Genomic DNA, 25,127 nt, shown 5'->3' on the forward strand with positions numbered 1-25,127 from the left:
GAATATGGATATGCACACTGTGGTGGTGGGGACGTCCGGGGTCACCGCGTCCGACGTCCTTGCCGTGGCGCGGGAGGGTGCCCGCGTCGAGCTCTCCGAGGAGGCGGTCGCCGCCCTCGCCGCGGCCCGCGGGATCGTGGACGCCCTCGCGGCCAAGCCCGAGCCCGTCTACGGCGTCAGCACCGGCTTCGGCGCCCTCGCGACCCGGCACATCAGCCAGGAGCTGCGGGCCCAGTTGCAGCGGAACATCGTCCGCTCGCACGCCGCGGGAATGGGGCCGCGGGTGGAGCGGGAGGTCGTACGGGCGCTGATGTTCCTGCGGCTCAAGACCGTCTGCTCGGGACACACGGGAGTGCGGCCAGAGGTCGCGCAGACCATGGCCGACGTGCTCAACGCCGGGATCACGCCGGTCGTGCACGAGTACGGCTCTCTCGGCTGCTCCGGTGATCTCGCGCCGCTGTCGCACTGCGCCCTCACCCTGATGGGAGAAGGGGACGCCGAGGGGTCCGACGGGGTGGTGCGGCCCGCCGGTGAGTTGCTCGCCGAGCACGGGATCGCACCCGTCGAGCTGAAGGAGAAGGAGGGGCTCGCCCTTCTCAACGGCACCGACGGCATGCTCGGCATGCTGGTCATGGCGCTCGCCGACCTGGACATGCTCTACAAGTCCGCCGACATCACCGCCGCGTTGAGCCTGGAGGCGCTGCTCGGTACCGACAGGGTGCTCGCTCCCGAGCTGCACGCCATCCGGCCGCATCCGGGGCAGGGGGACTCCGCGGCCAACATGCTGGCCGTGCTGGAGGGTTCGGAGCTCACCGGGCACCACCAGGACGACGCGCCCCGGGTCCAGGACGCCTACTCCGTGCGCTGCGCACCGCAGGTCGCCGGCGCCGGGCGGGACACCATGGCCCACGCGCGGCTGGTGGCGGAGCGGGAGTTGGCCTCCGCGGTCGACAACCCTGTGGTGCTGCCCGACGGTCGGGTCGAGTCCAACGGCAACTTCCATGGCGCGCCGGTCGCCTATGTTCTTGACTTCCTCGCCATCGCCGTCGCCGACCTCGCGTCGATCGCCGAGCGGCGCACGGACCGGCTGCTCGACAAGAACCGCTCCCACGGGCTGCCCCCGTTCCTCGCCGACGACGCCGGCGTGGACTCGGGGTTGATGATCGCCCAGTACACCCAGGCCGCGCTGGTCAGTGAGCTGAAGCGGCTGGCCGTGCCCGCGTCCGCGGACTCGATCCCCTCGTCCGCGATGCAGGAGGACCACGTCTCGATGGGCTGGTCGGCCGCGCGCAAGCTGCGCACCGCCGTCGACAACCTCACCCGGGTCCTCGCCGTCGAGCTCTACGCCGCCTCGCGCGCCGTCGAGCTGCGTGAGGGTCTGAGCCCGGCGCCGGCGACCCAGGCCGCCATCACCGCCGTACGCAAGGCGGGAGTCGAGGGTCCCGGTCCCGACCGGTTCCTGGCGCCGGACCTCGCGGCGGCCGACGTGTTCGTGCGGGAGGGGCGGCTGGTGTCGGCGGTGGAGGCCGTCACCGGGCCGCTGCGGTAGAGCGCGACGGGCCCCGCCGTACGGCGGCGGCGGGGCCCGGAGCACTACGCGAGCTTGCCTACCTGGGCGTCGATCACCGCGAGCGGGACGGCGGACGTCCTGCCGCTCTCGATCGAGGCGAAGTCGACCGAGTAGTACGTGGAGACGAGTGAGCCGACGCGCACCACCTCGACGGTGAACGCGCCCGTGCCCTCGCCGTCCATGTCGGCGTCCACGACGAAGGCCACCGACTCGTCACCCTTGCCGGAGGCCTTGCCCGCGGCGACCTTGGTGATCTTCAACTCCTCGCCCTGGGCCGTGATGCCGAACCCGCCGGAGCAGGCGGCGATCCCCTCGGAGACGGCCTTGAGGGCCTGTGCGGCGCCGTCGCCCCCGTACGAGGAGAGGCCCACACTGGTCATCGTGACGTCGAAGGCGTCTCCCGTGCGCTCCTCCGACGTGACGGTGTTGCTCGCGCCCGCGTCCGTGTCGCCCGGGGGCAGGCCGGTCAGGGCGTAGGCGAGCGGGGCGCACGCGGCCTTGTCCGTCTTCAGCTCGCTCCGGGACTTCGGCAGGGTGGCGTCGCCGTCGGCGACCTTGTCCCTGGGCAGATCGCTCTGGACGAGCAGCAGCTTCTCCAGCTCGGCCGAGCCGAGCGCCTTCGCGGCGGTCGTGGCCGGCGAGGCGGGCGCCTCCGACTGCCGGGGGCCGGCGGCCGCCTTCGAGTCGCCGTCCGAGCCGCCGCAGCCCGTGACGAGCGCGAGCGACAGCACGCCCATGGTCGCCGTGACACCGGTGCGCGCCGTCCATGATCTCTTCATGCGCGGACTATGAAGCTTGCGTCAAGAGCGCGTCAAGCGCGTTTAAAAGCCCAGCCGTTCCCGCCGTACCGAGTAGACGACGAAGCCGGCACCCAGCGTGAGGAAGAGGGTGCCGCCGACGACGTACGGCGTGGTGTCGAAGCTGCCGGTGTCGGCGAGGCGGACGCTGTCCGTGGACGTCTGCGTGCTCGTGGTCGTGACCCGCGCCTGCGCCGTGGCCTGCACGGACGGCTCTGTTCTGACCGGCTGGTCCTGAGTCGCGTTGGCGGACGGGACGAACCACAGGGCGCCCAGAAGGGTCCCCGCGGCGGTGGCGGTCAGCAACGGACGGCGAACGGATGACACGGAATATCGATCCCCTTGTGGTGCTGGCGAATTGGCCGTGTGGGGCGATGTTAGTGAAAGGCGCGGGTCACGGGAAAGTCACGGGAGCCATGGGCTTTACGCTCCGGGCATGAGCACTGAAGAGACATCACGTTTTGTACGGCTTCGGGTGGAACTCGTCGTCGAGGTCGACGACCAGGAGGCCGTGACCCGGGCCGCGCTGGCACGGATCGCGGAGGATCCGGACATGCCGGACGAGGAGCGGGCCCACGCCGAGGGCGCTGTGACGGAAGACACTGCGGAGGCGCTCGCCTATCTCGTGGACCCGTTCGACCTGGTGGGGGAGGTGCCGGGGGTCGAACTGGCCCAGGCCTCCTGGAGCAGCGAACAGATCGACTACGACCCGGATTCGCCGGACTGGGATCTCGACGGGGATGATGTCGAGGAGGACGAAGAAGAAGAGGTCGTCGGCTGAGCGTGCTCGGGAAATTCGTGACCCCGGGCGGCAACCGCCGTCCGGGGTTTCGTCGTCTCAGGGGTCGCACGGACCGACAGACGCACCTTCCGCCACGGCGGACGTGGTGTGCCCCACACCTTCCGAGAAGGTGGAACGGGACGAACCGGTCGTAGCGTTTAGTTTTTATTGACGGGGACTCTCGGGGTTTCTGGGATTCGGCAACGATGGAGAAGCGTGTGATGACGGTCAGTAAGCGGCGCAGGGGCCTGACGGTCGCGTCCGCTCTGCTCGGCGGGGTGCTGGTGCTCTCGGCCTGTTCCGGTGGCGACGACTCCTCGTCGGGCAGCGGCGGCAACGACACCTCGCAGGCCAAGGCCGACGAGGCGGCGGCCAAGAAGAGCTCCCAGGCCGAGATCAAGATCACGCCCAAGGACGGCACGGACAACGCCTCCATCAACAACTCCGCCGCCGTCACCGTGAGCAAGGGCACGCTCACCGACGTGACGATGACGACCGCGGACGGCACGAAGGTCCCCGGCGAGTTGTCCGCCGACAAGACCAGCTGGAAGCCCGACACCCAGCTGGAGCGCTCGACGACCTACAAGGTCGCCGCCGAGGCCAAGGACTCCGACGGGCTCGCCGCCCACGAGAACGCCTCCTTCACGACGGTCTCCCCGGCCAACAGCTTCATAGGCAACTTCACGCCGGAGAACGGCTCGACAGTCGGCGTGGGCATGCCGGTGTCGATCAACTTCGACAAGGCGATCACCAACAAGGCGGCCGTCCAGAAGGGCATCACCGTCTCCTCCAGCAGCGGTCAGGAGGTCGTCGGTCACTGGTTCAACGCCAACCGCATCGACTTCCGCCCCGAGGACTACTGGAAGGAGAACTCCACCGTCACGCTGAAGCTCGCGCTCGACGGGGTGGAGGGCGCCAACGGTGTCTACGGCGTCCAGCAGAAGACGGTCACCTTCAAGATCGGCCGCAACCAGGTCTCGTACGTCGACGCCAAGACCAAGCAGATGAAGGTCACGCAGAACGGCCAGACGATCAAGACGATCCCGATCTCCGCGGGGTCGCCCGACAACAAGACGTACGAAGGCGTCATGGTGATGTCCGAGAAGTTCAAGGAGACGCGCATGAACGGCGCGACCGTGGGCTTCACCGACGACGACGGCAAGGGCGAGTACGACATCAAGGACGTGCCCCACGCCATCCGGCTCACCAACTCCGGCACCTTCATGCACGGCAACTACTGGGGCGCCAAGTCCATCTTCGGCTCCGTGAACACCAGCCACGGCTGCGTGGGCCTCTCCGACACCAAGGGCGCCAACGACACCGGCACCGCGGGCTACTGGATGTACACCCACTCGATCGTCGGCGACGTCGTGGTCGTCAAGAACACCGGCGACAAGACGGTGGCCCCGGACAACGGCCTCAACGGCTGGAACCTGAGCTGGGCGGACTGGAAGGCGGGCTCGGCGGTCTGAGGGACGCGGACCGGCTGACACGGAAAGGCGGCCACCTCCTCGGAGGTGGCCGCCTTTTGTGGTTCCTCCTGGGGGTACAGCTGAATTGTGTGCTTTGCCGGCGGGCCCGAGCAGTGCGCCTGATGTCGGGTTCGGTGCACTGTGGCTGGCGGCGCATCCGGACGATGAGGCGGTCCTGGTCGCTGAGCTCAGTGCAGCATGGGGCCACTTCGAATGGTTTGCGCAGGGGACGTGGTACGCGACCAGTTCCTCTTCGCGTGCGCCGAGCGGCTTCATGGAGCGGTACCCGGCGATGGTGCGCGAGATTGTCGCCGACAGCGTTATGAAGACACCGCGCGGCCTGAAGGTGCTGTCGGAGTGGTCGGCCGTGCATCCCGGGTCGGCGGAAATCCATGACTTCACGTTCCGCCCGGGAAATCGCCGCGCAACTGGTGTGCGTTGTCGATGGGCATAGTGGGGCGGGCTCTGCTGGCAGTGGAAGCCGAGGGAAACGTCCCGGTGGAGTCTGCGCATCAGTCGGCCACCTGGCAGTACCTTGCGGGATGCGCGGGTGCGGAATGCGCGTGTGTGGTTCCTCTTGACCATCATCCTTGGGGCGGATGCATCGTCGTGGCCGAGGAGGGCCAACTGGTGTCGCTGGCACGAGAACTGCCACAAACACTGCGGGGGCTTGCTCAAGTCTCCTGGGCGGAAGTCGTTCGCGTTGGAGGTGGGCCGGCACTGTGACGGCGTCAGAGGGCTTCTCGTGAGCGGCGCCAGGGCGGCTGCTCAAGAGTTCGTCGAGCAGTACGCGCGGGACGGGACTCTGTCCGCACACAGTCTCGAAAAGGCGGAGTTCGGGGTCTGGGACCGGGTGACGCCGGGGGCGCTGATCATCGCGGCCGCCCTGCTCGTCGACGCCGAGGAACCCATGCTCGCGGAGACTTCCGCCCGGCCCGGCGCGAGGGTGCTGTCCGCGACTCTGCGCGATGGGCTCGACGGCATCGCCCTCGCACAGCGGTACGGCGAGTTCCGTTGGGACGAATTGCCGGCCCTGATCCTGGCCTATCTGAACCTTCCAGGTACGCCATCCGACGCCCTCGACACCCTCCTCGACGAGGCGGAGTCCTTGTGGACCGAGATCATGGAGTCGGGCGAGGTGACCCGGCCCCGGGTGCGGGACGGCGAGTGCGGTCCCTGGGACGCGGCCGAACCGGCGACCGACATGGCACGCCTCGACCGCGGCGTGCTGCGCGTGCCGCGGCTGGAGGGAGCCGTGCTGCATCCGCTGACCGCCGGTGACCGCATCGTCGGAGTGGTCGTGTCCCTCGGCGACCAGGCTCTCGGCCTCCAGGTGTTCCGGGCTCCGACGGGCCCGCTCTGGGACACGGTCCGCCCGAAGGTCGCCCAGGGTGTCCGAGACCAGGGCGGCAGCGCGGAGGAAGCCGTCGGAAGCCTCGGCTTCGAGGTCCGCGCCCAGGTGCCCGTCGTACGCGACGGACAGCGGATCCTCCAGCCGACGCGGATCTTCGCGTGCGACGGGCCGGGATGGCTGCTGCGCTGTACCTGCGCATGGCCGTCGGCGCCGGCGGAGTGGGTCGACCCACGAGTCCACCACCTCTTCACCCAGACGGTGGTCGACCTGTCGGCGGCCGAGGACTCCACGGGGCCCGCCCAGGAGATCACGGCCGTGCAGATCCGCTGGCCGGCCGGGGAATGACACGGAGAGGACGGCCCTCGCCGTCAGGGCGCGGTGGCCGGTCCTGACAGGTTCGTCCGGGGGGATTCCTGGCTTCCGGACAGCCTTCTCATGCAGCTCTTATACGTGGCTTATGGAGTCATCACGCGTCGTACCTAGCTTGCGGCCATGTTCTTCACCTACCTGAGGCGCGAACTGCGCCGCCGCAGAAAGGCGGCCCTCGTCGTCGCCTCCGGGCTCGCGCTCGGGATCGCGCTGGTCATCGTGGTCAGTTCCGTGTCGTCCGGCATGGGCAAGGCCCAGGACAAGGTGCTCCAGTCGCTGTACGGGCTGGGCACCGACATGACCGTCACCAAGGCGGCCCAGCCGCAGGCCGGTTCGTCCGACCGGCCGCGCTTCCGGTTCGACGCGCAGGCCAACGGCTCCGACGCGGAACAGAGCAGCGACCGCGTGATGGTGCAGGGCTTCCAGACCCTGTCCACCTCCACCGTCACCAAGGTCGACCAGCAGAGCGGTGTCTCCGACGCGGTCGGCGGGCTGAGCCTGCAGGTCATCAAGATCAACGGCCAGTTCACCCGAGGCGAGTTCCAGCAGAACGGCAACGGGGGCGGCGAAGGCGGCGGCTTCCGCCGGGAGGGCGGCGGCACCGGGCAGCCGCAGGGTGAAGTGCGGGGCGGCGGCGCCGACTTCGACGTCAACAACTACTCCGTCTACGGCACCGACGTCACCAAGCCCGCCCTCGGCCCGCTGACCTCCTCCAAGCTCACCAGCGGCCGTACGTTCAAGACGACCGAGACCGACGCCAAGGTCGCCGTGCTCGACTCCGCGTACGCCAAGGAGAAGAAGCTCAAGGTCGGTTCCACCCTCACCATCAAGAGCGTCAAGTTCACGGTGATCGGCATCGCCACCGCGGACAGCGGGGACGCGGCCGCCAACGTCTACATCCCGCTCACCCAGGCGCAGACCCTCAGCGACTCGAAGAACAAGGTCACCACGATCTACGTCAAGGCGACCGACTCGCAGAGGATCGACTCCGTCAAGTCGTCGATCCAGAAGAACATCTCGGGTACGACGGTGACGACCTCGGCGGATCTCGCGAACACGGTGTCCGGGTCGCTGTCCACGGCCTCCTCCCTGGCGTCCAACGTCGGCAAGTGGCTGTCCATCGCCGTCCTGATCGCCGCCTTCCTCGTCGCCGGGCTGCTGACCTCGTCCGCGGTGTCGCGCCGGGTGCGGGAGTTCGGCACGCTCAAGGCGCTGGGGTGGAAGTCGGGGCGGGTGACCCGCCAGGTCGTCGGCGAGGCCATGGTCAACGGCCTGCTGGGTGGCGCGCTGGGCATCGCGCTGGGCCTGGCGGGGGCGTACGCCGTGACGGCCATCAGCCCCACGCTGCAGGCCCAGTTGGGCGGCGGTGGTGGTGGAGGCGGGGCGGAGGGTCCCGGTGGCTTCGGGGGGTTCGGCCGACGGGCGGCCGCCAAGACCATGGACGTCGCCCTGACCGCGCCGGTCAGCCTTACGACGGTCGCGATCGCGGTGGGCCTGGCGGTGGCCGGCGGTCTCATCGCCGGGGCCTTCGGCGGCTGGCGGGCGTCCCGCTTGCGGCCGGCGGACGCGTTGCGCCGGGTCGAGTAGCAGGGTCGGCCGGGGCGGCGGAAAGGACCGCAGCCCCGGCGCCTCTCGACGTACGCCCGGCGCACCCACCGAGGGGCGCGGGGAACTGCGCGACCGGCCCCCGCTCACCCGCGGCCGACACCCCACCGCACGCCCCCCGAACCCCACCGCACGACCCCGACACCCCACCGCACGCCCCGAACCCCACCCCACCCAGGAGCTCACCATGTACGAACTCAGAAGCGTCACCAAGCGCTACTCCCGAGGCAAGGACACCGTCGACGCGCTCGCCGGTGTCGATCTCACCATCGCCGACGGGGACCGGCTCGTCATCCAGGGGCCCACCGGCGGCGGCAAGTCCACCCTCCTCCAGATGCTCGGCGGCCTGGACAAGCCCACGGAGGGCGAAGTCGTCCTGGACGGCACCGACTTGGCGAAGCTGTCGGAGGCCAGGCTGACGAAGGTCCGCAGCGAGAACATCGGGTTCGTCTTCCAGTCCTTCAACCTCATCCCCACCCTCACCGCCCAGGAGAACGTCGAGACCGCCCTCGTACCCCTGGGCGTGAAGGCCAGGGAGCGGCGCGAGCGGGCGGCCGAGGCCCTCACCTCCGTCGGGCTCGGGGAACGGCTCGCGCACCTGCCCTCCGAGATGTCCGGAGGACAGCAGCAGCGGGTCGCCATCGCCCGCGCCCTCGTCAAGCAGCCGAAGGTGCTCCTCGCCGACGAACCCACCGGCAACCTCGACGAGTCGATGCGCGACGAGATCATGGACGTACTCGAACGCATGTGGAAGGAGCTGGGGTTGACCTTCATCATGGTCACCCACGACTCCGCCATCGCGCGGAAGGCCCCGCGCGTCGCCACCATCCGCAAAGGGAGGATCACGGTGAAGGAGAACGCCCCCTCCTGACCGGAAGCCTCGGCGGCCGAAGCCCCAACACCCCCTGAATCCGGCAGTCTTGTAACAGACTTTGCTGTCAGCCGGTTGTCTATTGAGGTCGTGATCACCCCTCGGCATACTTCGGGAACCGGGGGGTGCACGCATAGGCGTGCGAGTCTCCCCCCGCCCGGGTGAACGGGGAATTCACCCGGTCCTTCTGCAAGGGGGAATCTTGCGCAGACAAGTGAAAAAGGCATGCGTGGCCACGATCGCCACGGCGGCCGCGGTAGCGCTCGCGGCGGGCATGACCAGCCCGGCGTCGGCGGACGCGCAGCAGACCGCGAGCGTCGCGCAGACCAACAAGGCACAGCTCGCACCCAAGCACCGCATCACCCTGATCACCGGTGACCGCGTCGTCGTCGACGCGAAGGGCCGTGTCGTGGGCCTGGAGCCCGCGAAGGGCCGGGAACACATACCCGTCCAGCTCCGCAAGGCCGACGGCCACACCTTTGTGCTGCCGTCCGACGTCGTGCGCCTGGTGTCGAGCGGCAAGCTCGACCAGCGCCTGTTCGACGTCACCGAGCTCAACAAGGCCGCCACCCGCAAGTCCCAGAGCAAGGGACTGAAGGTGATCGTCGGCTACAAGGGCGCCGCGAGCGCGGCCAAGGGCGACGTCCGGGACGCGGGCACGCTCCGCCACACCCTGACCTCGCTGAACGCCGACGCGGTGCAGACGCCGAAGGAGGACGCGCCCGAGCTGTGGGACGCGGTCACCAACGGCGACAAGACCGCCTCCGGCATCGCGCACGTCTGGCTCGACGGCGTCCGCAAGGCCAGCCTCGACAAGTCCGTGCCGCAGATCGGCGCCCCGACCGCCTGGGCAGCCGGCTACGACGGCAAGGGCGTCAAGATCGCCGTCCTGGACACCGGTGTCGACGCGACCCACCCGGACCTCAAGGACCAGGTGATCGCCTCGAAGAACTTCTCGACCTCCGCCGACGCGACCGACAAGTTCGGCCACGGCACCCACGTCGCCTCCATCGCGGCGGGCACCGGCAAGAAGTCGAACGGCAAGTACAAGGGCGTGGCGCCGGGCGCCAAGCTCCTCAACGGCAAGGTGCTCAGCGACGACGGCTTCGGCGAGGACTCGGAGATCCTCGCCGGCATGGAGTGGGCGGCCGAGCAGGGCGCCGACGTCGTCAACCTGAGCCTGGGCGGCGGCGACACCCCGGCGATCGACCCGCTGGAAGCCGAGGTCAACAAGCTCTCGGAGACCAAGGGCATCCTGTTCGCCATCGCCGCAGGCAACGAGGGCGACTTCGGCGACCAGACCATCGGCTCCCCGGGCAGCGCCGCCTCGGCTCTGACCGTCGGCGCGGTCGACGACAAGGACAAGCTGGCGTCCTTCTCCAGCACCGGCCCCGGCCTCGACGGCCAGATCAAGCCCGATGTGACCGCGCCCGGCGTGGACATCACCGCGGCCGCCGCTCCCGGCAGCCTCATCGCCAAGGAGGTCGGCGAGAAGCCGGCCGGCTACCTCACCATCTCCGGTACGTCGATGGCGACCCCGCATGTCGCGGGCGCGGCGGCGATCCTCAAGCAGGAGCACCCGGACTGGGGCTACGCCGAGCTCAAGGGCGCCCTGACGGGTTCCACCAAGGGCGGCAAGTACACCCCGTTCCAGCAGGGTTCGGGCCGTATTCAGGTCGACAAGGCCATCAAGCAGACCGTCATCGCCGACCCGGTGTCGGTGAGCTTCGGCACGCAGCTGTGGCCGCACACCGACGACAAGCCGGTCACCAAGCAGGTGACGTACCGCAACCTCGGTACGAAGGACGTCACGCTGAAGCTGTCATCGACGGCCACCAACCCGAAGGGGCAGGCCGCTCCGGCCGGCTTCTTCAAGCTGGGCGCCACCACGGTGACGGTCCCGGCGAACGGCGGCAAGGCCTCCGTCGACCTCGTCGTCAACACCAAGCTGGGCGGCACGCTCGACGGTGCCTACTCGGCGTACGTGACCGCGACGGGCGGCGGCCAGACCGTCCGCACGGCGGCCGCGGTGCAGCGCGAGGTCGAGTCGTACGACGTCACGCTGAACGTCCTCGACCGTGACGGCAAGCCCACCAAGAACTACGGTGCGGACCTGACCGGCATCTCCGGCCTCGCCAACGGCAAGTGGTTCACGCCGTACGAGGAGGACGGCTCGGTCACCGTCCGCGCGCCCAAGGGCGCCTACATCCTCAACTCCGCGTACTTCGTGGACCCGGAGGACGGCACCAAGGGCGCCGACTGGATGGTCCAGCCGAAGCTGAACGTCACCAAGAACACGACGATCACGCTGGACGCGCGCAAGGCCAAGCCGGTCGACATCACCGTGCCGGACACGGCCGCCAAGTCGGAGTTCGCCTCGCCCGGCTTCCAGGTCAACACGGCCAACGGCGGTTACGGCTACGGCTGGTTCCTGGACTCGTACGCGGGCTTCCGTACCGCGCACTTCGGCCCGCAGGTGACCGACGGCTCGCTCATCGAGCAGTTCGACGGCCACTGGAGCAAGGGCGCCACCGAGCAGTACGACACCGTGGCCGGCGGCAAGGTCAAGCAGTTCGCCACCGGTTACACCAAGCACTACAAGGCGAGCGAGCTGGCCAAGGTGAAGGTCGGCCTGGGCGCGGCGGCGAGCAACAAGAAGGGCTCGATCGGCGCCGTGGGCTGGCTGCCCGGCTCCTTCTCCGCCTCCTCGATCGGCATTCAGCAGACCCTGCCCGGCACCCGCACCCTGAACCTGTCCACTCTCAGCGGCGTCAAGTGGGAGATGGACTTCGAGCAGGACAGCGGTGTCGACCCGGACGGCTTCCCGATCGCCGACGCGTTCTACACGCTCGGTGCCGCGCAGTCCTTCCAGGGCGGCAAGTCGTACGCGAAGACCTTCAACACCGCGGTCTTCGGCCCGCATCTCAACGCCAACTTCGGTCTGTACCGCGACGGCAACGAGATCCTCGGCTCCCTCCCGCTGTTCGCGGACGGCCAGGGCCACGCCGGTTCCTCGCTGTTCACCTCGGTCAACACCACGCTGTACAAGAACGGCGTCAAGGTGGGCTCGAACGACGACCCGCTGTTCGGCGAGAAGACGTTCAAGGTCCCGGCCGGCCAGGCCAACTACAAGCTGACGACCTCGGTCAAGCGCAGCGTCAAGGTCGCGGCGGCCTCCACCCGGATCGACGCCAGCTGGACGTTCTCGTCCAAGAAGACGACCGACTTCACCAAGCTGCCCGCCTCCATGGTCCGCTTCAACGCGAAGACGGGTCTGGACAGCAGGGTCGAGGCCGGCAAGACGGCCACGATCCCGCTGACCGTCGAGGGCTCCGCCAAGGGCTCCAACCTGAAGTCCCTCGCGGTGTACGTGTCGTACGACTACGGCCAGACCTGGAAGAAGGTCACGGTCTCGGGCGGCAAGATCACCGTGAAGAACCCGGCGAAGGGGAAGGCGATCTCCTTCCACGCCAAGATCGCCGACAAGAAGGGCAACAAGTCGACGATCTCGATCTACAACGCCTACTACGGGAAGTGACCTGCAGGAAGCGATAGCGGGGAGGCCCGCCGGAAGCACTGCTTCCGGCGGGCCTCTCGCATGCCGTCAGCCTGCCGTTGCCGTCAGCCCGCCGTCCAGGGCCGCAGCTTCTCCGGGTTCCGCACCGCCCAGACACGGGTGACCCGGTCGTCCTCGACATCGAGGGCGAGGACCGCCTGGACGGTGTCGTCCACCTGGACCACCAGGCCGGGCCGGCCGTTGACCGTGCGCTCCACCAGGACCAGTCCTGAGGCCGCGGTGACGAGGCCGGCCAGGAAACGGGCGATCGGCTCACCGCCGTGCAGCGGCACGGGCAGGGCGCTGACGAGTCCCCCGCCGTCGCTGGTCGCCACCGCGTTCGGGTCGAGAAGCCGGACCAGACCGGCGATGTCCGCGGCCTGCCAGGCCTCCTTGAAATCCCGGACCACGCCCGCGTCGCGGACCGGGGAAGCCGCCGGAGGCCCCGCCTCCCGCACACGCCGACGGGCGGAGACGGCCAGCTGACGGCAGGCCGCCGGAGTACGGCCGACGATCTCGGCCACGTCGGGGAACGGGTAGCGGAAGACGTCGTGCAGGATGAACGCCACCCGCTCGGCGGGGGTCATCGACTCCAGCACCACCAGGAACGCCATGCCGACCGACTCGTCGAGGGTGACCCGGTCGGCCGGATCCGCCGGCGGACCGGGCCACTCCGCGCTCTCCGGCAGCGGCTCCGGGAGCCACTCACCGACGTACCTCTCCCGCCTGGCCCGCGCCGAGCCGAGCAGGTCCAGGCAGATGCGCCCGGCGACCGTGGTCAGCCAGCCGCCCGGCGACCTGATCGCCCGCCGCTGCTCGGCGGACATGGCGTACCAGCGGGCGTACGTCTCCTGCACGACGTCCTCGGCGTCCGCCAGGGACCCGAGGAGCCGGTACGCGAGATTGATCAGCCGGCGCCGCTCACCCATGATCGCGCTCAGGGCCGGCTCGGACGGTGTGCTCATGACGGTTCCCTCCTTTACCGGTACGACGCGACAGCGTCCCGATAAGTGACGTCCACACGCGGACCGACGGCCTCCGACTGAGCCCTCAGCGAACTCCGGGTCAAAGGGGCAGCCTCCGGCGGGGTGCCCGTGTTTGTGTAAGGACATGACCACAGAGACCGTCGAGTACATCCGCTACCGCATCCCGGCAGACCGCTCGGCGGAGTTCCTGTCCGCCTACACCCACGCCTCGGTGCAACTGGCGGCGGCCCCGCAGTGCGTCGACTACGAACTGGCGCGCTGCGAGGAGGACTTCGAGCACTACGTCCTGCGCATCACCTGGACCTCCACCGAGGACCACCTGGAGGGCTTCCGCAAGTCGGACCTGTTCCCGGACTTCCTCGCCGAGATCCAGCCGTACATCGAGAGCATCGAGGAGATGCGCCACTACAAGCCGACGACCGTACGGGGGGCCGGCGCCTCGGTGCCCACCCTGTACGCGTGGGCCGGCGGCGCGGAGGCCTTCGCCCGGCTGACCACGGTGTTCTACGAGAAGGTCCTGGCCGACGACGTCCTGGCCCCGGTGTTCGAGGGCCTGGCCCCCGAGCACGCCGAGCATGTCGCCCTGTGGCTCGCGGAGGTCTTCGGAGGGCCGTCCGCCTACTCCGAGACACAGGGCGGGCACGGGCACATGGTCGCCAAGCACATGGGCCGCGGCATCACCGAGCCGCAGCGCCGCCGCTGGGTCAACCTCATCCAGGACGCGGCCGACGAGGCGGGCCTGCCCACCGACGCGGAGTTCCGCTCGGCGTTCCTCGCCTACGTGGAGTGGGGCACCCGGCTCGCGGTGTACTTCTCCGGCCCCGACGCGAAGCCGCCCGCCGAGCAGCCGGTGCCGAGGTGGAACTGGGGAGCCGCGCGGCCGTATCAGGGCTGAGGGCTCGCGTGGAACGCGTCCGTTCCCCAGCTGGACAGCAGTCGCAGGGCCTCCGCCGACGGGGAGCCCGGCTCCGCGTGGTAGGTGATCAGGGCCTGCTCGGTGCCGTCGGACAGCGGGAACGACTCGAAGTTGAGGGTCAGTTCACCGACCAGGGGGTGACACAGCCGCTTGACGCCGTAGTTCTTCTCCTTGACGTCGTGCATGGCCCACAGACGCCTGAACTCCTCGCTCTTGACGGAGAGTTCACCCACCAGGGCGGACAGGGCCGGGTCGTCGGGATGGCAGCCCGCGTTCATGCGCAGATAGCTGACCATGTCGTACGCCTTCTGGTCCCACTCCACGAACAGGTCGCGGTACTCCGGCCTCAGGAACACCAGCCGGGCCCAGTTCCGCTCCTGCACCGGCAGCTGCGACCAGTCCCCGAAGACCGCCGCCGCCATCCGGTTCCAGGCGAGGATGTCGGAGCGCCGCCCCGAGACGTACGCCGGGACCTCGATGGAGTCCAGCAGCTGCCGCACGGCACCGCGCACCTGCTCGCTCCGCGCGGTCGCCTTCTTCTTCTGCTGCTTCGGCTTCGCCAGATGCATGAGGTGCGCGTGCTCGGCGTCGCTCAGCCGCAGCGCGCGGGAGATCGCGTCGAGGACCTCCGCCGAGACGTTCCGTCCGTTGCCCTGCTCCAGGCGCGTGTAGTACGCCACCGAGACGCCCGCCAGCTGCGCCAGCTCCTCGCGCCGCAGCCCGGGCACCCTGCGGTGCCGCCCGAAGTCCGGCAGCCCCACGTCCTCCGGCTTCAGCCGGGCCCGCCGGGTGCGCAGGAACTCGCTGAGCTCGGCACGCCGGTCCAGCGAGCCGCCTCCGGTCCGGTTCTCGGCCATGTCGTCCATACGTCAAGTATTCCTGGTCGTACGCACAGCATCCTGTCCCCGCCAGTAGTAGGACCGCCGGACGTACGCAGAGCCGTGGCCTGGGTGAATCCCCGTTCCTGGGGCACGCTGGTGATCGTGCCCGGACGGATGGACAGACAGAAGGCAGCCGGGCACGGACCCCCCGCTAGGAGAAACCCCGGCATGACCACTGTCGCCGCATACGCCGCACCCGCCGCCAAGGCACCCCTGGAGCGCACCACCATCGAGCGCCGCGCGGTCCGCGAGCACGACGTGCTGATCGACATCAAGTTCGCGGGCATCTGCCACTCCGACATCCACCAGGCCCGTGAGGGCTGGGGCGAGGCCATCTTCCCGATGGTCCCGGGCCACGAGATCGCGGGCATCGTCTCCGAGGTCGGCCCCGGTGTCACCAAGTACAAGGTCGGCGACCGTGTGGGCGTCGGCTGCCTCGTCGACTCCTGCCGTGAGTGCGACAACTGCAAGGCCGGCCTGGAGCAGCACTGCACCGGCGGCAACGTCGGCACGTACAACTCCGTCGGCAAGGACGGCGAGCCCACGTACGGCGGCTACTCCGAGAAGGTCGTCGTCGACGAGAACTTCGTCGTCCGCATCCCCGAGGGCCTGTCCCTCGACGAGGCCGCGCCGCTGCTGTGCGCCGGCATCACCACCTACTCCCCGCTCAAGCGCTGGGGCGCCGCCCCCGGCAAGAAGGTCGCCGTGATCGGCCTGGGCGGGCTCGGCCACATGGGCGTCAAGATCGCGCACGCGCTGGGCGCGGAGGTCACCGTCCTCTCCCAGTCGCTGCGCAAGAAGGACGACGGCCTCAAGCTGGGCGCCGACCACTACTACGCGACCAGCGACGAGAACACCTTCAAGGAGCTGGCCGGCTCCTTCGACCTCATCCTCTCCACGGTCTCGGCCCCGCTGGACTTCGGCGCCTACCTCGGCCTCCTCAAGGCCGGCGGCGCCCTGGTGAACGTCGGTGCCCCCGAGGAGCCGGTCTCCCTGAACCTCTTCTCCCTCATCGGCGGCAGCAAGACCCTCGCCGGTTCGGCGATCGGAGGCATCGCCGAGACCCAGGAGATGCTGGACTTCTGCGCGGAGCACGGCATCGGCGCCGAGATCGAGCTGATCGCCGCGGCGGAGGTCAACGAGGCGTACGAGCGGGTCGTCAACAGCGACGTGCGGTACCGGTTCGTGATCGACACGGCGACGATCTGACACCCACCGCGTGAACGAAGGGCCCCGGTCTGATGCCGGGGCCCTTTCCGCGGACCGGGCGCCCTGGATCCACGCAGGGCTCCCCCCGACCGCTCGCGCAGTAGGGTCGGAAGGAGGAGGGCTTCACGATGACCGTTCAGCTGAACCACACCATCGTCGCCGCACACGACAAGCACACCTCCGCCCGGTTTCTCGCCGACATCCTGGGCCTGAGCGTGAGCCCGCAGTACGGCCCCTTCATCCCGGTCGAGATCCCCAACGGCGTGACCCTCGACTTCATGGACACGACCGACGAGATCACGCCCCAGCACTACGCGTTCCTCGTCTCCGAGGACGACTTCGACACGATCTTCGCCCGGGTCCGGGAGGCGGGGCTGATGTACTGGGCGGATCCCTTCCACCACCGCCCCGGCGAGATCAACCACAACGACGGCGGCCGCGGCGCGTACTTCGACGACCCGGACGGTCATCGGCTGGAGATCCTGACCCGCCCCTACGGCAGCGGGGCCTGACGCGGCGTCCCGGAGGCGGTCCGGCCGGCCTCAGAGCAGGCTCTCGTCCCGGACGACCCAGCCCGCACCCAGCTCTCGACGCAACACCTCCAGTGCGCTGCCCGCCTGCTCCTTGAACCGCTGCAGCTCCTCCTCGGACCACGGCGAAGGATTCGGCGGATAATCCCAGTCGATCGACGACTGGTACCACTCGCTCAACCTGGCCAACTCGGCCCGTGTCTCCGGCTTGATCGGCAGGCGCGCCAACTCGCAGGGGCAGCCGTACGGACTGGCCGTGTCCTCCGGCCACAGCGGGGTGTCCACACCGGCCTCGAAGAAGAACCGCAGGTAGTGGGTCATGGCGCACCTTCCCGTGGACGGTGATCGTGGACTGGTGCGGGGCGTGCGGAGCCCGCGTCGGCGCCTCGGTGAATCACCGGCTCGGCGCGCGGGTCCACAGGGTCACGTCGCTGCTCGTCGCGACGGCGAGGGTGCGGCCGGAAGGGGAGAAGCCGACGGCTCGGAGCTCGGAGCAGTCGGAGTGGAAAATGTGCCACCACCGTTCGCCGTGCGGATCGCTGTGGGGCATTCCGCTGCCCCGGGAGAGCAGCACACGCTCGTTCGGCCAGGCCGGGGCGACGACGTCCACGGACCAGCCGCCGGTGGCCGTGGTGTGGAGCCCGCCGCCGAACAGCCCCGCGATGTGCACCCTGTGGCCGGCGACCGGTCCGAGGCCCGGGCAGGTCAGATCCGCGGTCGTGTCCGGCGTACTGCTCCCGGGATCGGGGTCCCGGTCCCGGGCGAGCCGCTCGCCGCTGACGGCGTCGAAGAGACCGTGACCGTCGTGCGAGACGACCATCAGCAGGTCGTCGCCGCTGTCGGGGTGCGTCGCGAAGCCGATGCCGAGCAGTCCGCCGACGGCGGCGCAGCTCTCGAACACCGGCCGCCAGGGAGCGGGCGCGGCCACCACGGGCACCGCGAGCAACCGGTCACGCAGGGTCTGCTGATACGGCGAGAGTGCTGTCACCCCGCCATGATCGCCTGTCCGCCCGCCAGGGGACGCGCCCGGTCGGGCGGCCCGGAATCGTCCGGAGCGCTCGTGCGTTGAGGGGGGTGGGCGCAGAATGCCGGTGATGTGTGAGCACAGTGGCCCGCCCGAGTGACCGAGCCGACAGATTGGGAGGGCCGTAATGGCCGCGCAGACACAGAGGGCCGTGCTGGCGGGCGGATGCTTCTGGGGGATGGAGGAGCTGATCCGTCGCCTTCCGGGCGTGACGGCGACCCGTGTGGGATACACCGGCGGTGACGTGCCGAACGCGACCTACCGCAACCACGGCACGCACGCGGAGGCCATCGAGATCCTCTACGACCCCGAGCAGACCGACTACCGCGCGCTCCTGGAGTTCTTCTTCCAGATCCACGACCCGAGCACCAAGAACCGCCAGGGCAACGACATCGGCCTCAGCTACCGCTCCGCGATCTACTACGTGGACGACGAGCAGAAGCGGATCGCCGAGGACACCATCGCGGACGTGGACGCCTCCGGCCTGTGGCCCGGCAAGGTCGTCACCGAGGTGGAGCCGGTCGGCCCCTTCTGGGAGGCCGAGCCCGAGCACCAGGACTACCTCCAGCGCTACCCGGACGGCTACACCTGCCACTTCCCGCGCCCGGGATGGCGGCTGCCCGCCCGCACCGAGGGCTGACCGGCGGAGCAGCGCAGGCTCCGCAGAGCTGAAGGGTTCGTCCCCGTGACGCACCCCGCTCCGGTTCCGGACATGAAGGTGCGCCCCTCGCCGGGGCGCACCCGTCATCTGCCCGCCTACCGGGTGCCGTTCGCGGCGAAGGTCCACACGGCACGGCTGCCGGGGCCGACGGTGAGGGTCGAGTGACCGATCCGCTCCACGTGCCGGTCCTTCACAGGCCGGTTGAGTGACATGTCGACCCGCTGCAGGCCCGCCCGCTCGCGCGGGACGACGTCGAACCGGATCGCGGTGCCGCCCCCCTGCGCGACGACTCCACCGCCCGCCACGCCCTTGACGGCGAACCCGCCGGCCCGCAGCAGCGGCACTGTGTCGGCCAGGTCACCCTCGGTGACCGCGACGCGGATGGACGTCACGTCACGCATCAGGTGGGTGCTGTAGTCGTCGGACAGCACGCGTTCCCTGCCGACGTCACCGGGGAAACTCGGCGGCTCGGTCTTGCTGCGGGGATCGGCGAAGTACTCCGGCCGGTACTCCATCGCCCACGCGTTGAAGGCGTCGTACTCGGTGGCGGTGAGGACGGCGTCGAACCACGGCACGGGCACACCGTCACCGAAGTCCCGCGTCTGGAGGAAGTCGATGGGGGTGACCCCTTCGTTCCTCAGCCGCTCGGTGACCGTCGCCAGGTCGCCGTCCCGTTCCGTCGACAGGCCCAGCCCCGCGGAGCCCAGGGTGCCGTCCGGGCCGGAGATGTCCCCGACTCCGAACAGTTCCAAGTAGGTCTCGCGGCCCATCAGGTAGCGGCCGGTCCAGGTCTGCCCGCCGGTGCCGGTCGTGGTGCGGACCAGGAAGTTGGCGAAGTCCTTCAGGTAGTCGGAGTGTTCGATGGCGTCGGCGGTCTCCCGGTCGAGCACCCCGTAGGAGTGGTTGTAGAACAACAACTGCCGGTCGGACGAGGACCGGCTCCCCTCGGCCTGTGCCGTTCCCACGGCGCCCCCGATCGCTGCGGCGAGGGCCGCGACGAGCACGACGATCATCCGTAATATCCGCTGTATCCCCATGCGGGCGATCGTAGGTCGGGGAGGCGACGACCGCGGTTCCTTTCCAACGAGGTCGAAGTGCTTGCCACCCGGCGTGCGGCGGGGTGTCGTGCCGCCCCGAGAGCCACGGGATACGGCCGACCGCCGAGCCGACCCCGGACACCCTCGGACGACGTCCGGTCGATCACTGCGTCAGCGTCGCCGGGCTTCCGCCGTTCGCCTCGTATCCCGCGACCGCCAGCGCCCGGTATATCGCGAACTCCGCGGCCGGATCGGCGGACAGAGTCCAGGGCAGGGCACCGACATGGCCGTCGATGTGCACCAGCTGGCTCATGGCCTCCGCCCAGCGCTCGCCGCGCACCAGGAAGAAGACCAGCAGATGGCGGACGTGGGCCAGCATCGGGTCGTCGGCGCGGGCCGAGTGCACGGCGTGCAGCGCGCCGTGGATCGCCTTGGTCACGACCTCGCTCCGGTAGAAACCGCTGACCAGGTTCACCTCGGGCAGATGCTCGAAGACCGCGAACAACGGCATCGCCGCGAGGAGCGAACCGCGCGGGGCCCGGGCGGCCGCCGCCTCCGCGAAGCTGTACGCCAGCTCCCGCGAGCCGTGCCACTTCTCGCACCAGTAGTGCAGCGCGGCCAGATGCGCCCCCATGTGGTTCGGCGCGCGGTCCAGGATCTTCAGCCACAGCTGCTCGAACTCCGACTGGGAATAGGCCAGTCCGCGTGCGACGGAGAGCTCGACGATGTACGGGACCGGGTCGCCCGGGGCCAGCAGCGCCGCTTGGCCGCAGGCCGCCTTCGCCTCCTCCATGATGATCCGGAACTCGTCCGTGCCCGGCGTCGACGTGCGCCACGCCTGCTGCACCAGGAACTCCGCGTGCACGGCCGCGCCGCCCGCGTCCTTGGGCTGCTCGGTCCGCCACACCCGCAGCCACTGCCCGCCCGGCGCCTCGGAGACCCCGCCCGGCCGCTGCTGCAGTTCCAGCGAGGCGGCCCCGGCGAATGCCTGCACGCGCTGCCAGCGCCGCTCGCCCTCGCGCTCGGTGCCGGAGAGGAGCTGGGAGGCCGCCTTGTAGTCCTGCGTGCGCTGCACCAGGTCCAGGACGTCCAGCAGGTCCTGGTCGGGGCCGGGCATGCGGATGTCCAGCTCCTCCTGCCGCACGAAGCCGTAGTCCGCCGGGTCCGCGGCGTCCGGGTGGCCCGCCGGGACCTGCTCGATCCCGCCCCGCCTGCGCCGCAGGAACGGGAGCAGCACGAAGCTCAGCAGGACCGCCGCCATCAGGACCCAGAGAATCTCCATGCCCCAAGAGTTCCAGACGCCGCCGACAATTGCCCAACCCGGTCCGCGCCCTGTGGAAAACTCCCCGGGCCGGCCCGGAATCCTGGGGAAAACTCACCGGGACCGGCCCGAACGCCTGGGGAAAACCCTGCCGTACGGCCCTGCGGAGCCCGCCGTCCGCCATCGGCCCGTCGGGCGGACTACCCTCGGAGCCCATGAGCGACAGGCACATCAGTCAGCACTTCGAGACCCTCGCGATCCACGCGGGCAACACCGCGGACCCCCTCACCGGCGCGGTGGTCCCGCCGATCTACCAGGTCTCGACCTACAAGCAGGACGGCGTGGGCGGTCTGCGCGGCGGCTACGAGTACAGCCGCAGCGCCAACCCGACCCGCACCGCCCTGGAGGAGAACCTCGCCGCCCTCGAAGGCGGCCGCCGGGGCCTCGCGTTCGCGTCCGGACTGGCGGCCGAGGACTGCCTGCTGCGTACGCTGCTCAGCCCCGGCGACCACGTGGTCATCCCCAACGACGCGTACGGCGGCACGTTCCGCCTCTTCGCGAAGGTCGTCGCCCGCTGGGGCGTCGAGTGGTCGGTCGCCGACACCAGCGACCCGGCCGCCGTAAGGGCCGCCATCACCCCGAAGACCAAGGTCGTGTGGGTGGAGACCCCCTCCAACCCGCTGCTCGGCATCACCGACATCGCCGCCGTCGCCCAGGTCTCCCGGGACGCGGGCGCGAGGCTCGTCGTCGACAACACCTTCGCCACGCCCTACCTGCAGCAGCCGCTGTCGCTGGGCGCCGATGTCGTCGTGCACTCCCTGACCAAGTACATGGGCGGCCACTCCGACGTCGTGGGCGGCGCCCTGGTCACCGCCGACGAGACGCTCGGCGAGGAGCTGGCGTACCACCAGAACGCGATGGGCGCGGTCGCCGGGCCCTTCGACTCCTGGCTGGTGCTGCGCGGCGCCAAGACGCTGTCGGTGCGCATGGACCGGCACAGCGAGAACGCCACGAAGATCGCCGACATGCTGACCCGGCACGCGCGCGTGACGCAGGTGCTCTACCCCGGCCTGGAGGACCACCCCGGCCACGAGGTCGCGGCGAAGCAGATGCGGTCCTTCGGCGGCATGGTCTCCTTCCGCGTGGAAGGCGGCGAGGAGGCGGCCGTCGAGGTCTGCAACCGCGCCAGGATCTTCACACTGGGGGAGTCCCTGGGCGGCGTCGAGTCGCTGATCGAGCACCCCGGCCGGATGACCCACGCGTCCGTGGCGGGCTCGGCCCTGGAGGTCCCCGCCGACCTCGTTCGCCTGTCCGTGGGCATCGAGAACGTCGACGACCTGCTGGAGGACCTCCAGCAGGCGCTGGCCGGCTAGCGGGACCGGCTCACCAGCCCGTCATCGGTGGAGTCGTCGTGGACGGCGGCTCCGCCCACGGGCGCGCGGTCAGCGCCCACACCACGAAAGCCACACTCGCGGCGAACAGCACCAGCCACATGAGCCGGCGCGCCGCCACCCTGCGCCGCAGCATGCGCGACCCGCGCCGTACGGCGTCCCCGTACAGGTCCGCGGGCACCTGCGGCGACACCCGCTCCATGAGCTGTCGCACGGCCGCCTCGCGCTGGGTCCGGTTCACGCGCACCTCCCGGGGCGGGCCGCCCCTGTCATGACGCCGCCACCTTCGCCCCCACGACCGCCGGAGCCGGCCCCCGCGGCGGGTGCAGGAGCGTGGCCGTCGCCCGGTCGCAGATCGTGTGCACGCGTTCCGTGGGCAGACCGAGCAGGGCCGCGGCCTGTTCCTCGGCCACGCCCTCGTACAGTCGCAGCACCACGATCAGGCGCTCCTGGGGGGCCAGCCGGGCCAACGGGCTGGAGGGGTGGGTGCGGCCGCGGAACAGGATGCCGTGCCGCCGCCACGCTCCGTGGGCGAAGCGCAGGGCGAGGTACTGGCGGGTCCGGTCGTAGGGGTCCTCGCCGCGCAGCCGGTCCCAGCACGCGTACGTGTGGGCGAGCGCCAGCGTCAGCAGGCGCCGCGCGCGCGGGTTGTCGTCCGGCGCCTCCGCCGTCAGGAGCGTCGCGGCATGCAGCAGCCGCCCGGCGGCGCCCGCGACGAACGCCTCGAACTCCCGGGCCCGACGCGTGCCCTGGGACACCTGCCGTTGCCGCACCGCACCTCCCCGCCTGCGGATGGCCGTACGACGGCTTCGTACGACCACGAGGACCCGGTCTCGAAGGACCCGGTCTCATATGAGGCCCGGCGCGGCCGTCCGGTCAAGAGGTGGGGCAGTACACGCGCGCGTGCGTGCCTACGAGGACTGCGCCTCCGGTCCCGGAACGCCCTGGGCGGACATCCGGGAGGACAGCGCGGTGTTGAAGCGCGTCAGGAGCGTGCAGAACGCCTCGCGCTCCTCCGGGGCCCAGTCGTGTGTCAGCTCGGCCATCAACTGACGCCGGGAGGAGCGCACTTCCTCCAGCCGGGACTGCCCGCGCGGGGACAGCTGAAGGACGACCGCGCGTCCGTCCTCGGGGTGCGAGGTGCGCTTGACCAGGCCGGTGTCGACGAGCGGTGCCACCTGCCGGGTGACCGTCGACGAGTCGATCCCCATGCTCGCCGCGAGCGCCTTGACGCCCATCGGGCCTTCCTTGTCGAGCCGGTTGAGCAGCAGGTACGCGGCGCGGTCCATGGAATTGCGCACCTGCCCCACCCCGCCGAGCCGGGTCTGTTCGGCACGACGGGCGAAGACCGCCACCTCGTGCTGCAGGGTGTCGAGAAGACCGGTGTCACCGACGGTCGTCATGTCCATCGACATTCCAGGTGTTGTGGGCATGGCCGGAGGCTCACTTCATGAAGGGGGAGCTGGATTGGGGGACAGAGTACGCGGCCGGGAGGCGGGCCGTACCGGCGCTGCGCAAACCCGTCTCGGACGTTGGTCACAGCGCGAGCGCGCACGTGTGAACTGCGAGACTTGAGTCATGAACTACCGCAAGGCCCACCCCGTGCCGCCGGTGACGCTCGACGACGTGCGCGGCGCGCAGAAGATGCTGTCGGGCGTGGCGCGGACGACCGCCATGGAGGGCAGCCGCCATCTCACCCGGCTGGTGGGCGCGCCGGTGCACTTCAAGTGCGAGAACCTCCAGCGGACGGGGTCCTTCAAACTCCGCGGAGCCTACGTCCGGATCGCCGGGCTGCTGCCCGAGGAGCGGGCCGCGGGTGTGGTGGCCGCGAGCGCCGGGAACCACGCGCAGGGCGTCGCGCTGGCGTCCACACTGCTCGGCGTGCGTTCCACGGTGTTCATGCCCAAGGGCGCCCCGCTGCCGAAGATCAGCGCCACCAGGCACTACGGCGCGGAGGTGCGCCTGCACGGCCAGGTGGTCGACGAGACGCTGGCCGCCGCGCAGGAGTACGCGGCCGAGACGGGCGCGGTGTTCATCCACCCCTTCGACCACCCGGACGTCATCGCGGGCCAGGGCACGGTCGGCCTGGAGATCCTGGAGCAGTGCCCGGAGGTGCGCACGATCGTCCTCGGCATCGGCGGCGGCGGACTCGCGGCCGGTGTCGCGATCGCCGTGAAGGCGCTGCGGCCCGACGTGCGGATCGTGGGCGTGCAGGCGGCGGGCGCGGCCGCGTATCCGCCCTCGCTGGCGGCCGGGCACCCGGTGTCGATCGAGAACCCGGCGACGATGGCCGACGGCATGAAGGTGGGTCGGCCCGGGGACGTGCCGTTCGGGATCGTGGGCGAACTCGTGGACGAGGTCCGCACGGTCACCGAGGACGAACTGTCCGCCGCGCTGCTGCTGTGCCTGGAGCGGGCCAAGCTGGTCGTCGAGCCGGCCGGGGCGAGCCCGGTCGCCGCTCTGCTGAGCGATCCGGACGCCTTCGAAGGGCCGGTCGTCGCGGTGCTGTCCGGTGGCAACGTCGACCCCGTGCTGCTGCAGCGCGTCCTGCGGCACGGCATGGCCGCGCAGGGCCGCTACCTGGCCGTACGGCTGCGGCTCACGGATCGGCCCGGGGCCCTCGCGACGCTTCTCGGGGTGTTGTCAGTGGTCGACGCTAATGTCCTGGACGTGAGCCACGTCCGGACCGATCCACGGCTCGGGCTCGCGGAGGCGGAGGTCGAGCTGCACCTGGAGACGAAGGGACCCGAGCACTGCGCCGAGGTCGGCCGAGCTCTGCGCGAGGCGGGCTACACGGTCATCGACTGAGGTCACGAGCCGGGGTTCACTCGTTCGGGCAAGTCCATTGAGAGACGC

24 protein-coding genes are annotated in these 25,127 nt (G+C 70.1%); 13 read left to right on the top strand and 11 right to left on the bottom strand.

The features are described 5' to 3' along the window. The first annotated feature begins 10 nt into the window (after nt 1-10). The gene (gene hutH, locus IOD14_RS05765; RefSeq protein ID WP_212673214.1) at nt 11-1,549 is read left to right on the top strand and encodes a histidine ammonia-lyase; all 1,539 of its coding nucleotides are present in this window, start codon (nt 11-13) and stop codon (nt 1,547-1,549) included. 44 nt (nt 1,550-1,593) lie between these two features. Here hutH and IOD14_RS05770 read toward each other — a convergent pair whose 3' ends face one another. Together IOD14_RS05770 and IOD14_RS05775 are read right to left on the bottom strand one after the other, a co-directional pair. Further along, entirely contained in the window at nt 1,594-2,349 is a 756-nt protein-coding gene (locus IOD14_RS05770) for a hypothetical protein (protein WP_249125845.1), read from the bottom strand. Nucleotides 2,350-2,391: 42 nt separating this feature from the next. Further along, nucleotides 2,392-2,673 (bottom strand): LPXTG cell wall anchor domain-containing protein, encoded by a 282-nt coding sequence (locus IOD14_RS05775; RefSeq protein ID WP_212673216.1) that lies wholly within the window; start codon nt 2,671-2,673, stop codon nt 2,392-2,394. Nucleotides 2,674-2,803: 130 nt separating this feature from the next. On the opposite strand from IOD14_RS05775, the gene IOD14_RS05780 reads away from it, so the two are divergent. From IOD14_RS05780 to IOD14_RS05805, 6 genes are all read left to right on the top strand, one after another. Next, nucleotides 2,804-3,148 carry a hypothetical protein gene (locus IOD14_RS05780; RefSeq protein ID WP_174269218.1) on the top strand — a complete coding sequence of 115 codons (345 nt, stop codon included), beginning with the start codon at nt 2,804-2,806 and terminating at the stop codon, nt 3,146-3,148. Between the two features lie 206 nt (nt 3,149-3,354). Further along, nucleotides 3,355-4,620: an Ig-like domain-containing protein gene (locus IOD14_RS05785; RefSeq protein WP_123991338.1), complete on the top strand. Its 1,266-nt coding sequence runs from the start codon at nt 3,355-3,357 to the stop codon at nt 4,618-4,620. Nucleotides 4,621-5,365: 745 nt separating this feature from the next. Then, nucleotides 5,366-6,319, top strand: coding sequence for a DUF3710 domain-containing protein (locus IOD14_RS05790; protein WP_212669800.1), 954 nt, complete (start codon nt 5,366-5,368; stop codon nt 6,317-6,319). Between the two features lie 147 nt (nt 6,320-6,466). After that, nucleotides 6,467-7,930: an ABC transporter permease gene (locus tag IOD14_RS05795; RefSeq protein WP_212669801.1), complete on the top strand. Its 1,464-nt coding sequence runs from the start codon at nt 6,467-6,469 to the stop codon at nt 7,928-7,930. A gap of 205 nt (nt 7,931-8,135) precedes the next feature. Then, nucleotides 8,136-8,819, top strand: a complete 684-nt coding sequence (locus IOD14_RS05800; RefSeq protein WP_212669802.1) for an ABC transporter ATP-binding protein — start codon at nt 8,136-8,138, stop codon at nt 8,817-8,819. A 214-nt stretch (nt 8,820-9,033) separates the two neighbouring features. Beyond that, nucleotides 9,034-12,357 carry a S8 family peptidase gene (locus IOD14_RS05805; protein WP_212673217.1) on the top strand — a complete coding sequence of 1,108 codons (3,324 nt, stop codon included), beginning with the start codon at nt 9,034-9,036 and terminating at the stop codon, nt 12,355-12,357. A gap of 83 nt (nt 12,358-12,440) precedes the next feature. On the opposite strand, the gene sigJ is transcribed toward IOD14_RS05805, so the two are convergent. Then, nucleotides 12,441-13,340 carry an RNA polymerase sigma factor SigJ gene (gene sigJ, locus IOD14_RS05810; protein ID WP_212669803.1) on the bottom strand — a complete coding sequence of 300 codons (900 nt, stop codon included), beginning with the start codon at nt 13,338-13,340 and terminating at the stop codon, nt 12,441-12,443. 145 nt (nt 13,341-13,485) lie between these two features. On the opposite strand from sigJ, the gene IOD14_RS05815 reads away from it, so the two are divergent. After that, nucleotides 13,486-14,256 (top strand): antibiotic biosynthesis monooxygenase, encoded by a 771-nt coding sequence (locus tag IOD14_RS05815; RefSeq protein WP_212669804.1) that lies wholly within the window; start codon nt 13,486-13,488, stop codon nt 14,254-14,256. Here the strand turns inward: IOD14_RS05815 and IOD14_RS05820 are convergent. Next, nucleotides 14,247-15,143 (bottom strand): helix-turn-helix transcriptional regulator, encoded by an 897-nt coding sequence (locus tag IOD14_RS05820; RefSeq protein WP_212669805.1) that lies wholly within the window; start codon nt 15,141-15,143, stop codon nt 14,247-14,249. The genes IOD14_RS05815 and IOD14_RS05820 overlap by 10 nt on opposite strands. A gap of 183 nt (nt 15,144-15,326) precedes the next feature. Here IOD14_RS05820 and IOD14_RS05825 point away from each other — a divergent pair, with 183 nt between their 5' ends. Both IOD14_RS05825 and IOD14_RS05830 read left to right on the top strand, forming a co-directional pair. Continuing rightward, on the top strand, nt 15,327-16,367 hold the full coding sequence (locus IOD14_RS05825; protein ID WP_123991344.1) for an NAD(P)-dependent alcohol dehydrogenase: 1,041 nt from the start codon (nt 15,327-15,329) through the stop codon (nt 16,365-16,367). Between the two features lie 128 nt (nt 16,368-16,495). Continuing rightward, the gene (locus tag IOD14_RS05830) at nt 16,496-16,879 is read left to right on the top strand and encodes a VOC family protein (RefSeq protein WP_123991345.1); all 384 of its coding nucleotides are present in this window, start codon (nt 16,496-16,498) and stop codon (nt 16,877-16,879) included. 30 nt (nt 16,880-16,909) lie between these two features. On the opposite strand, the gene IOD14_RS05835 is transcribed toward IOD14_RS05830, so the two are convergent. Both IOD14_RS05835 and IOD14_RS05840 read right to left on the bottom strand, forming a co-directional pair. Next, nucleotides 16,910-17,218, bottom strand: coding sequence for a hypothetical protein (locus IOD14_RS05835; protein ID WP_212669806.1), 309 nt, complete (start codon nt 17,216-17,218; stop codon nt 16,910-16,912). A gap of 73 nt (nt 17,219-17,291) precedes the next feature. Beyond that, nucleotides 17,292-17,885 carry a hypothetical protein gene (locus IOD14_RS05840; RefSeq protein WP_212669807.1) on the bottom strand — a complete coding sequence of 198 codons (594 nt, stop codon included), beginning with the start codon at nt 17,883-17,885 and terminating at the stop codon, nt 17,292-17,294. 163 nt (nt 17,886-18,048) lie between these two features. On the opposite strand from IOD14_RS05840, the gene msrA reads away from it, so the two are divergent. Beyond that, entirely contained in the window at nt 18,049-18,561 is a 513-nt protein-coding gene (gene msrA / locus IOD14_RS05845; protein ID WP_123991348.1) for a peptide-methionine (S)-S-oxide reductase MsrA, read from the top strand. A 116-nt stretch (nt 18,562-18,677) separates the two neighbouring features. On the opposite strand, the gene IOD14_RS05850 is transcribed toward msrA, so the two are convergent. Further along, the gene (locus IOD14_RS05850; protein ID WP_212669808.1) at nt 18,678-19,595 is read right to left on the bottom strand and encodes a DUF5829 family protein; all 918 of its coding nucleotides are present in this window, start codon (nt 19,593-19,595) and stop codon (nt 18,678-18,680) included. 187 nt (nt 19,596-19,782) lie between these two features. Further along, nucleotides 19,783-20,901 (bottom strand): hypothetical protein, encoded by a 1,119-nt coding sequence (locus tag IOD14_RS05855; RefSeq protein WP_123991350.1) that lies wholly within the window; start codon nt 20,899-20,901, stop codon nt 19,783-19,785. A 194-nt stretch (nt 20,902-21,095) separates the two neighbouring features. On the opposite strand from IOD14_RS05855, the gene IOD14_RS05860 reads away from it, so the two are divergent. Next, complete coding sequence (locus tag IOD14_RS05860; RefSeq protein WP_123991351.1) at nt 21,096-22,253, top strand: cystathionine gamma-synthase; 1,158 nt, start codon at nt 21,096-21,098, stop codon at nt 22,251-22,253. Nucleotides 22,254-22,263: 10 nt separating this feature from the next. On the opposite strand, the gene IOD14_RS05865 is transcribed toward IOD14_RS05860, so the two are convergent. From IOD14_RS05865 to IOD14_RS05875, 3 genes are all read right to left on the bottom strand, one after another. Next, nucleotides 22,264-22,512, bottom strand: a complete 249-nt coding sequence (locus IOD14_RS05865) for a hypothetical protein (RefSeq protein ID WP_212669809.1) — start codon at nt 22,510-22,512, stop codon at nt 22,264-22,266. Between the two features lie 28 nt (nt 22,513-22,540). Continuing rightward, on the bottom strand, nt 22,541-23,044 hold the full coding sequence (locus IOD14_RS05870) for a sigma factor-like helix-turn-helix DNA-binding protein (protein WP_123991353.1): 504 nt from the start codon (nt 23,042-23,044) through the stop codon (nt 22,541-22,543). A 138-nt stretch (nt 23,045-23,182) separates the two neighbouring features. Beyond that, nucleotides 23,183-23,686, bottom strand: coding sequence for a MarR family transcriptional regulator (locus IOD14_RS05875; RefSeq protein ID WP_174269323.1), 504 nt, complete (start codon nt 23,684-23,686; stop codon nt 23,183-23,185). Between the two features lie 163 nt (nt 23,687-23,849). Here IOD14_RS05875 and ilvA point away from each other — a divergent pair, with 163 nt between their 5' ends. After that, on the top strand, nt 23,850-25,079 hold the full coding sequence (gene ilvA / locus IOD14_RS05880) for a threonine ammonia-lyase (protein WP_123991354.1): 1,230 nt from the start codon (nt 23,850-23,852) through the stop codon (nt 25,077-25,079). Nucleotides 25,080-25,127 lie beyond the last annotated feature (48 nt).

This window comes from Streptomyces sp. A2-16 (assembly GCF_018128905.1).
Taxonomy (GTDB): domain Bacteria; phylum Actinomycetota; class Actinomycetes; order Streptomycetales; family Streptomycetaceae; genus Streptomyces.

Excerpts from the sequence above, each read along its gene's own strand:
- IOD14_RS05820 (WP_212669805.1), bottom strand. The coding sequence starts at position 15,143 with ATGGACGACATGGCCGAGAACCGGACCGGAGGCGGCTCGCTGGACCGG.
- hutH (WP_212673214.1), top strand. The coding sequence starts at position 11 with ATGCACACTGTGGTGGTGGGGACGTCCGGGGTCACCGCGTCCGACGTC.
- msrA (WP_123991348.1), top strand. The coding sequence starts at position 18,049 with ATGGCCGCGCAGACACAGAGGGCCGTGCTGGCGGGCGGATGCTTCTGG.
- IOD14_RS05770 (WP_249125845.1), bottom strand. The coding sequence starts at position 2,349 with ATGAAGAGATCATGGACGGCGCGCACCGGTGTCACGGCGACCATGGGC.
- IOD14_RS05875 (WP_174269323.1), bottom strand. The coding sequence starts at position 23,686 with ATGTCGATGGACATGACGACCGTCGGTGACACCGGTCTTCTCGACACC.
- IOD14_RS05795 (WP_212669801.1), top strand. The coding sequence starts at position 6,467 with ATGTTCTTCACCTACCTGAGGCGCGAACTGCGCCGCCGCAGAAAGGCG.
- IOD14_RS05815 (WP_212669804.1), top strand. The coding sequence starts at position 13,486 with ATGACCACAGAGACCGTCGAGTACATCCGCTACCGCATCCCGGCAGAC.
- IOD14_RS05850 (WP_212669808.1), bottom strand. The coding sequence starts at position 19,595 with ATGATCGTCGTGCTCGTCGCGGCCCTCGCCGCAGCGATCGGGGGCGCC.
- IOD14_RS05855 (WP_123991350.1), bottom strand. The coding sequence starts at position 20,901 with ATGGAGATTCTCTGGGTCCTGATGGCGGCGGTCCTGCTGAGCTTCGTG.
- sigJ (WP_212669803.1), bottom strand. The coding sequence starts at position 13,340 with ATGAGCACACCGTCCGAGCCGGCCCTGAGCGCGATCATGGGTGAGCGG.
- IOD14_RS05830 (WP_123991345.1), top strand. The coding sequence starts at position 16,496 with ATGACCGTTCAGCTGAACCACACCATCGTCGCCGCACACGACAAGCAC.
- ilvA (WP_123991354.1), top strand. The coding sequence starts at position 23,850 with ATGAACTACCGCAAGGCCCACCCCGTGCCGCCGGTGACGCTCGACGAC.
- IOD14_RS05800 (WP_212669802.1), top strand. The coding sequence starts at position 8,136 with ATGTACGAACTCAGAAGCGTCACCAAGCGCTACTCCCGAGGCAAGGAC.
- IOD14_RS05785 (WP_123991338.1), top strand. The coding sequence starts at position 3,355 with ATGGAGAAGCGTGTGATGACGGTCAGTAAGCGGCGCAGGGGCCTGACG.
- IOD14_RS05780 (WP_174269218.1), top strand. The coding sequence starts at position 2,804 with ATGAGCACTGAAGAGACATCACGTTTTGTACGGCTTCGGGTGGAACTC.
- IOD14_RS05860 (WP_123991351.1), top strand. The coding sequence starts at position 21,096 with ATGAGCGACAGGCACATCAGTCAGCACTTCGAGACCCTCGCGATCCAC.
- IOD14_RS05835 (WP_212669806.1), bottom strand. The coding sequence starts at position 17,218 with ATGACCCACTACCTGCGGTTCTTCTTCGAGGCCGGTGTGGACACCCCG.
- IOD14_RS05825 (WP_123991344.1), top strand. The coding sequence starts at position 15,327 with ATGACCACTGTCGCCGCATACGCCGCACCCGCCGCCAAGGCACCCCTG.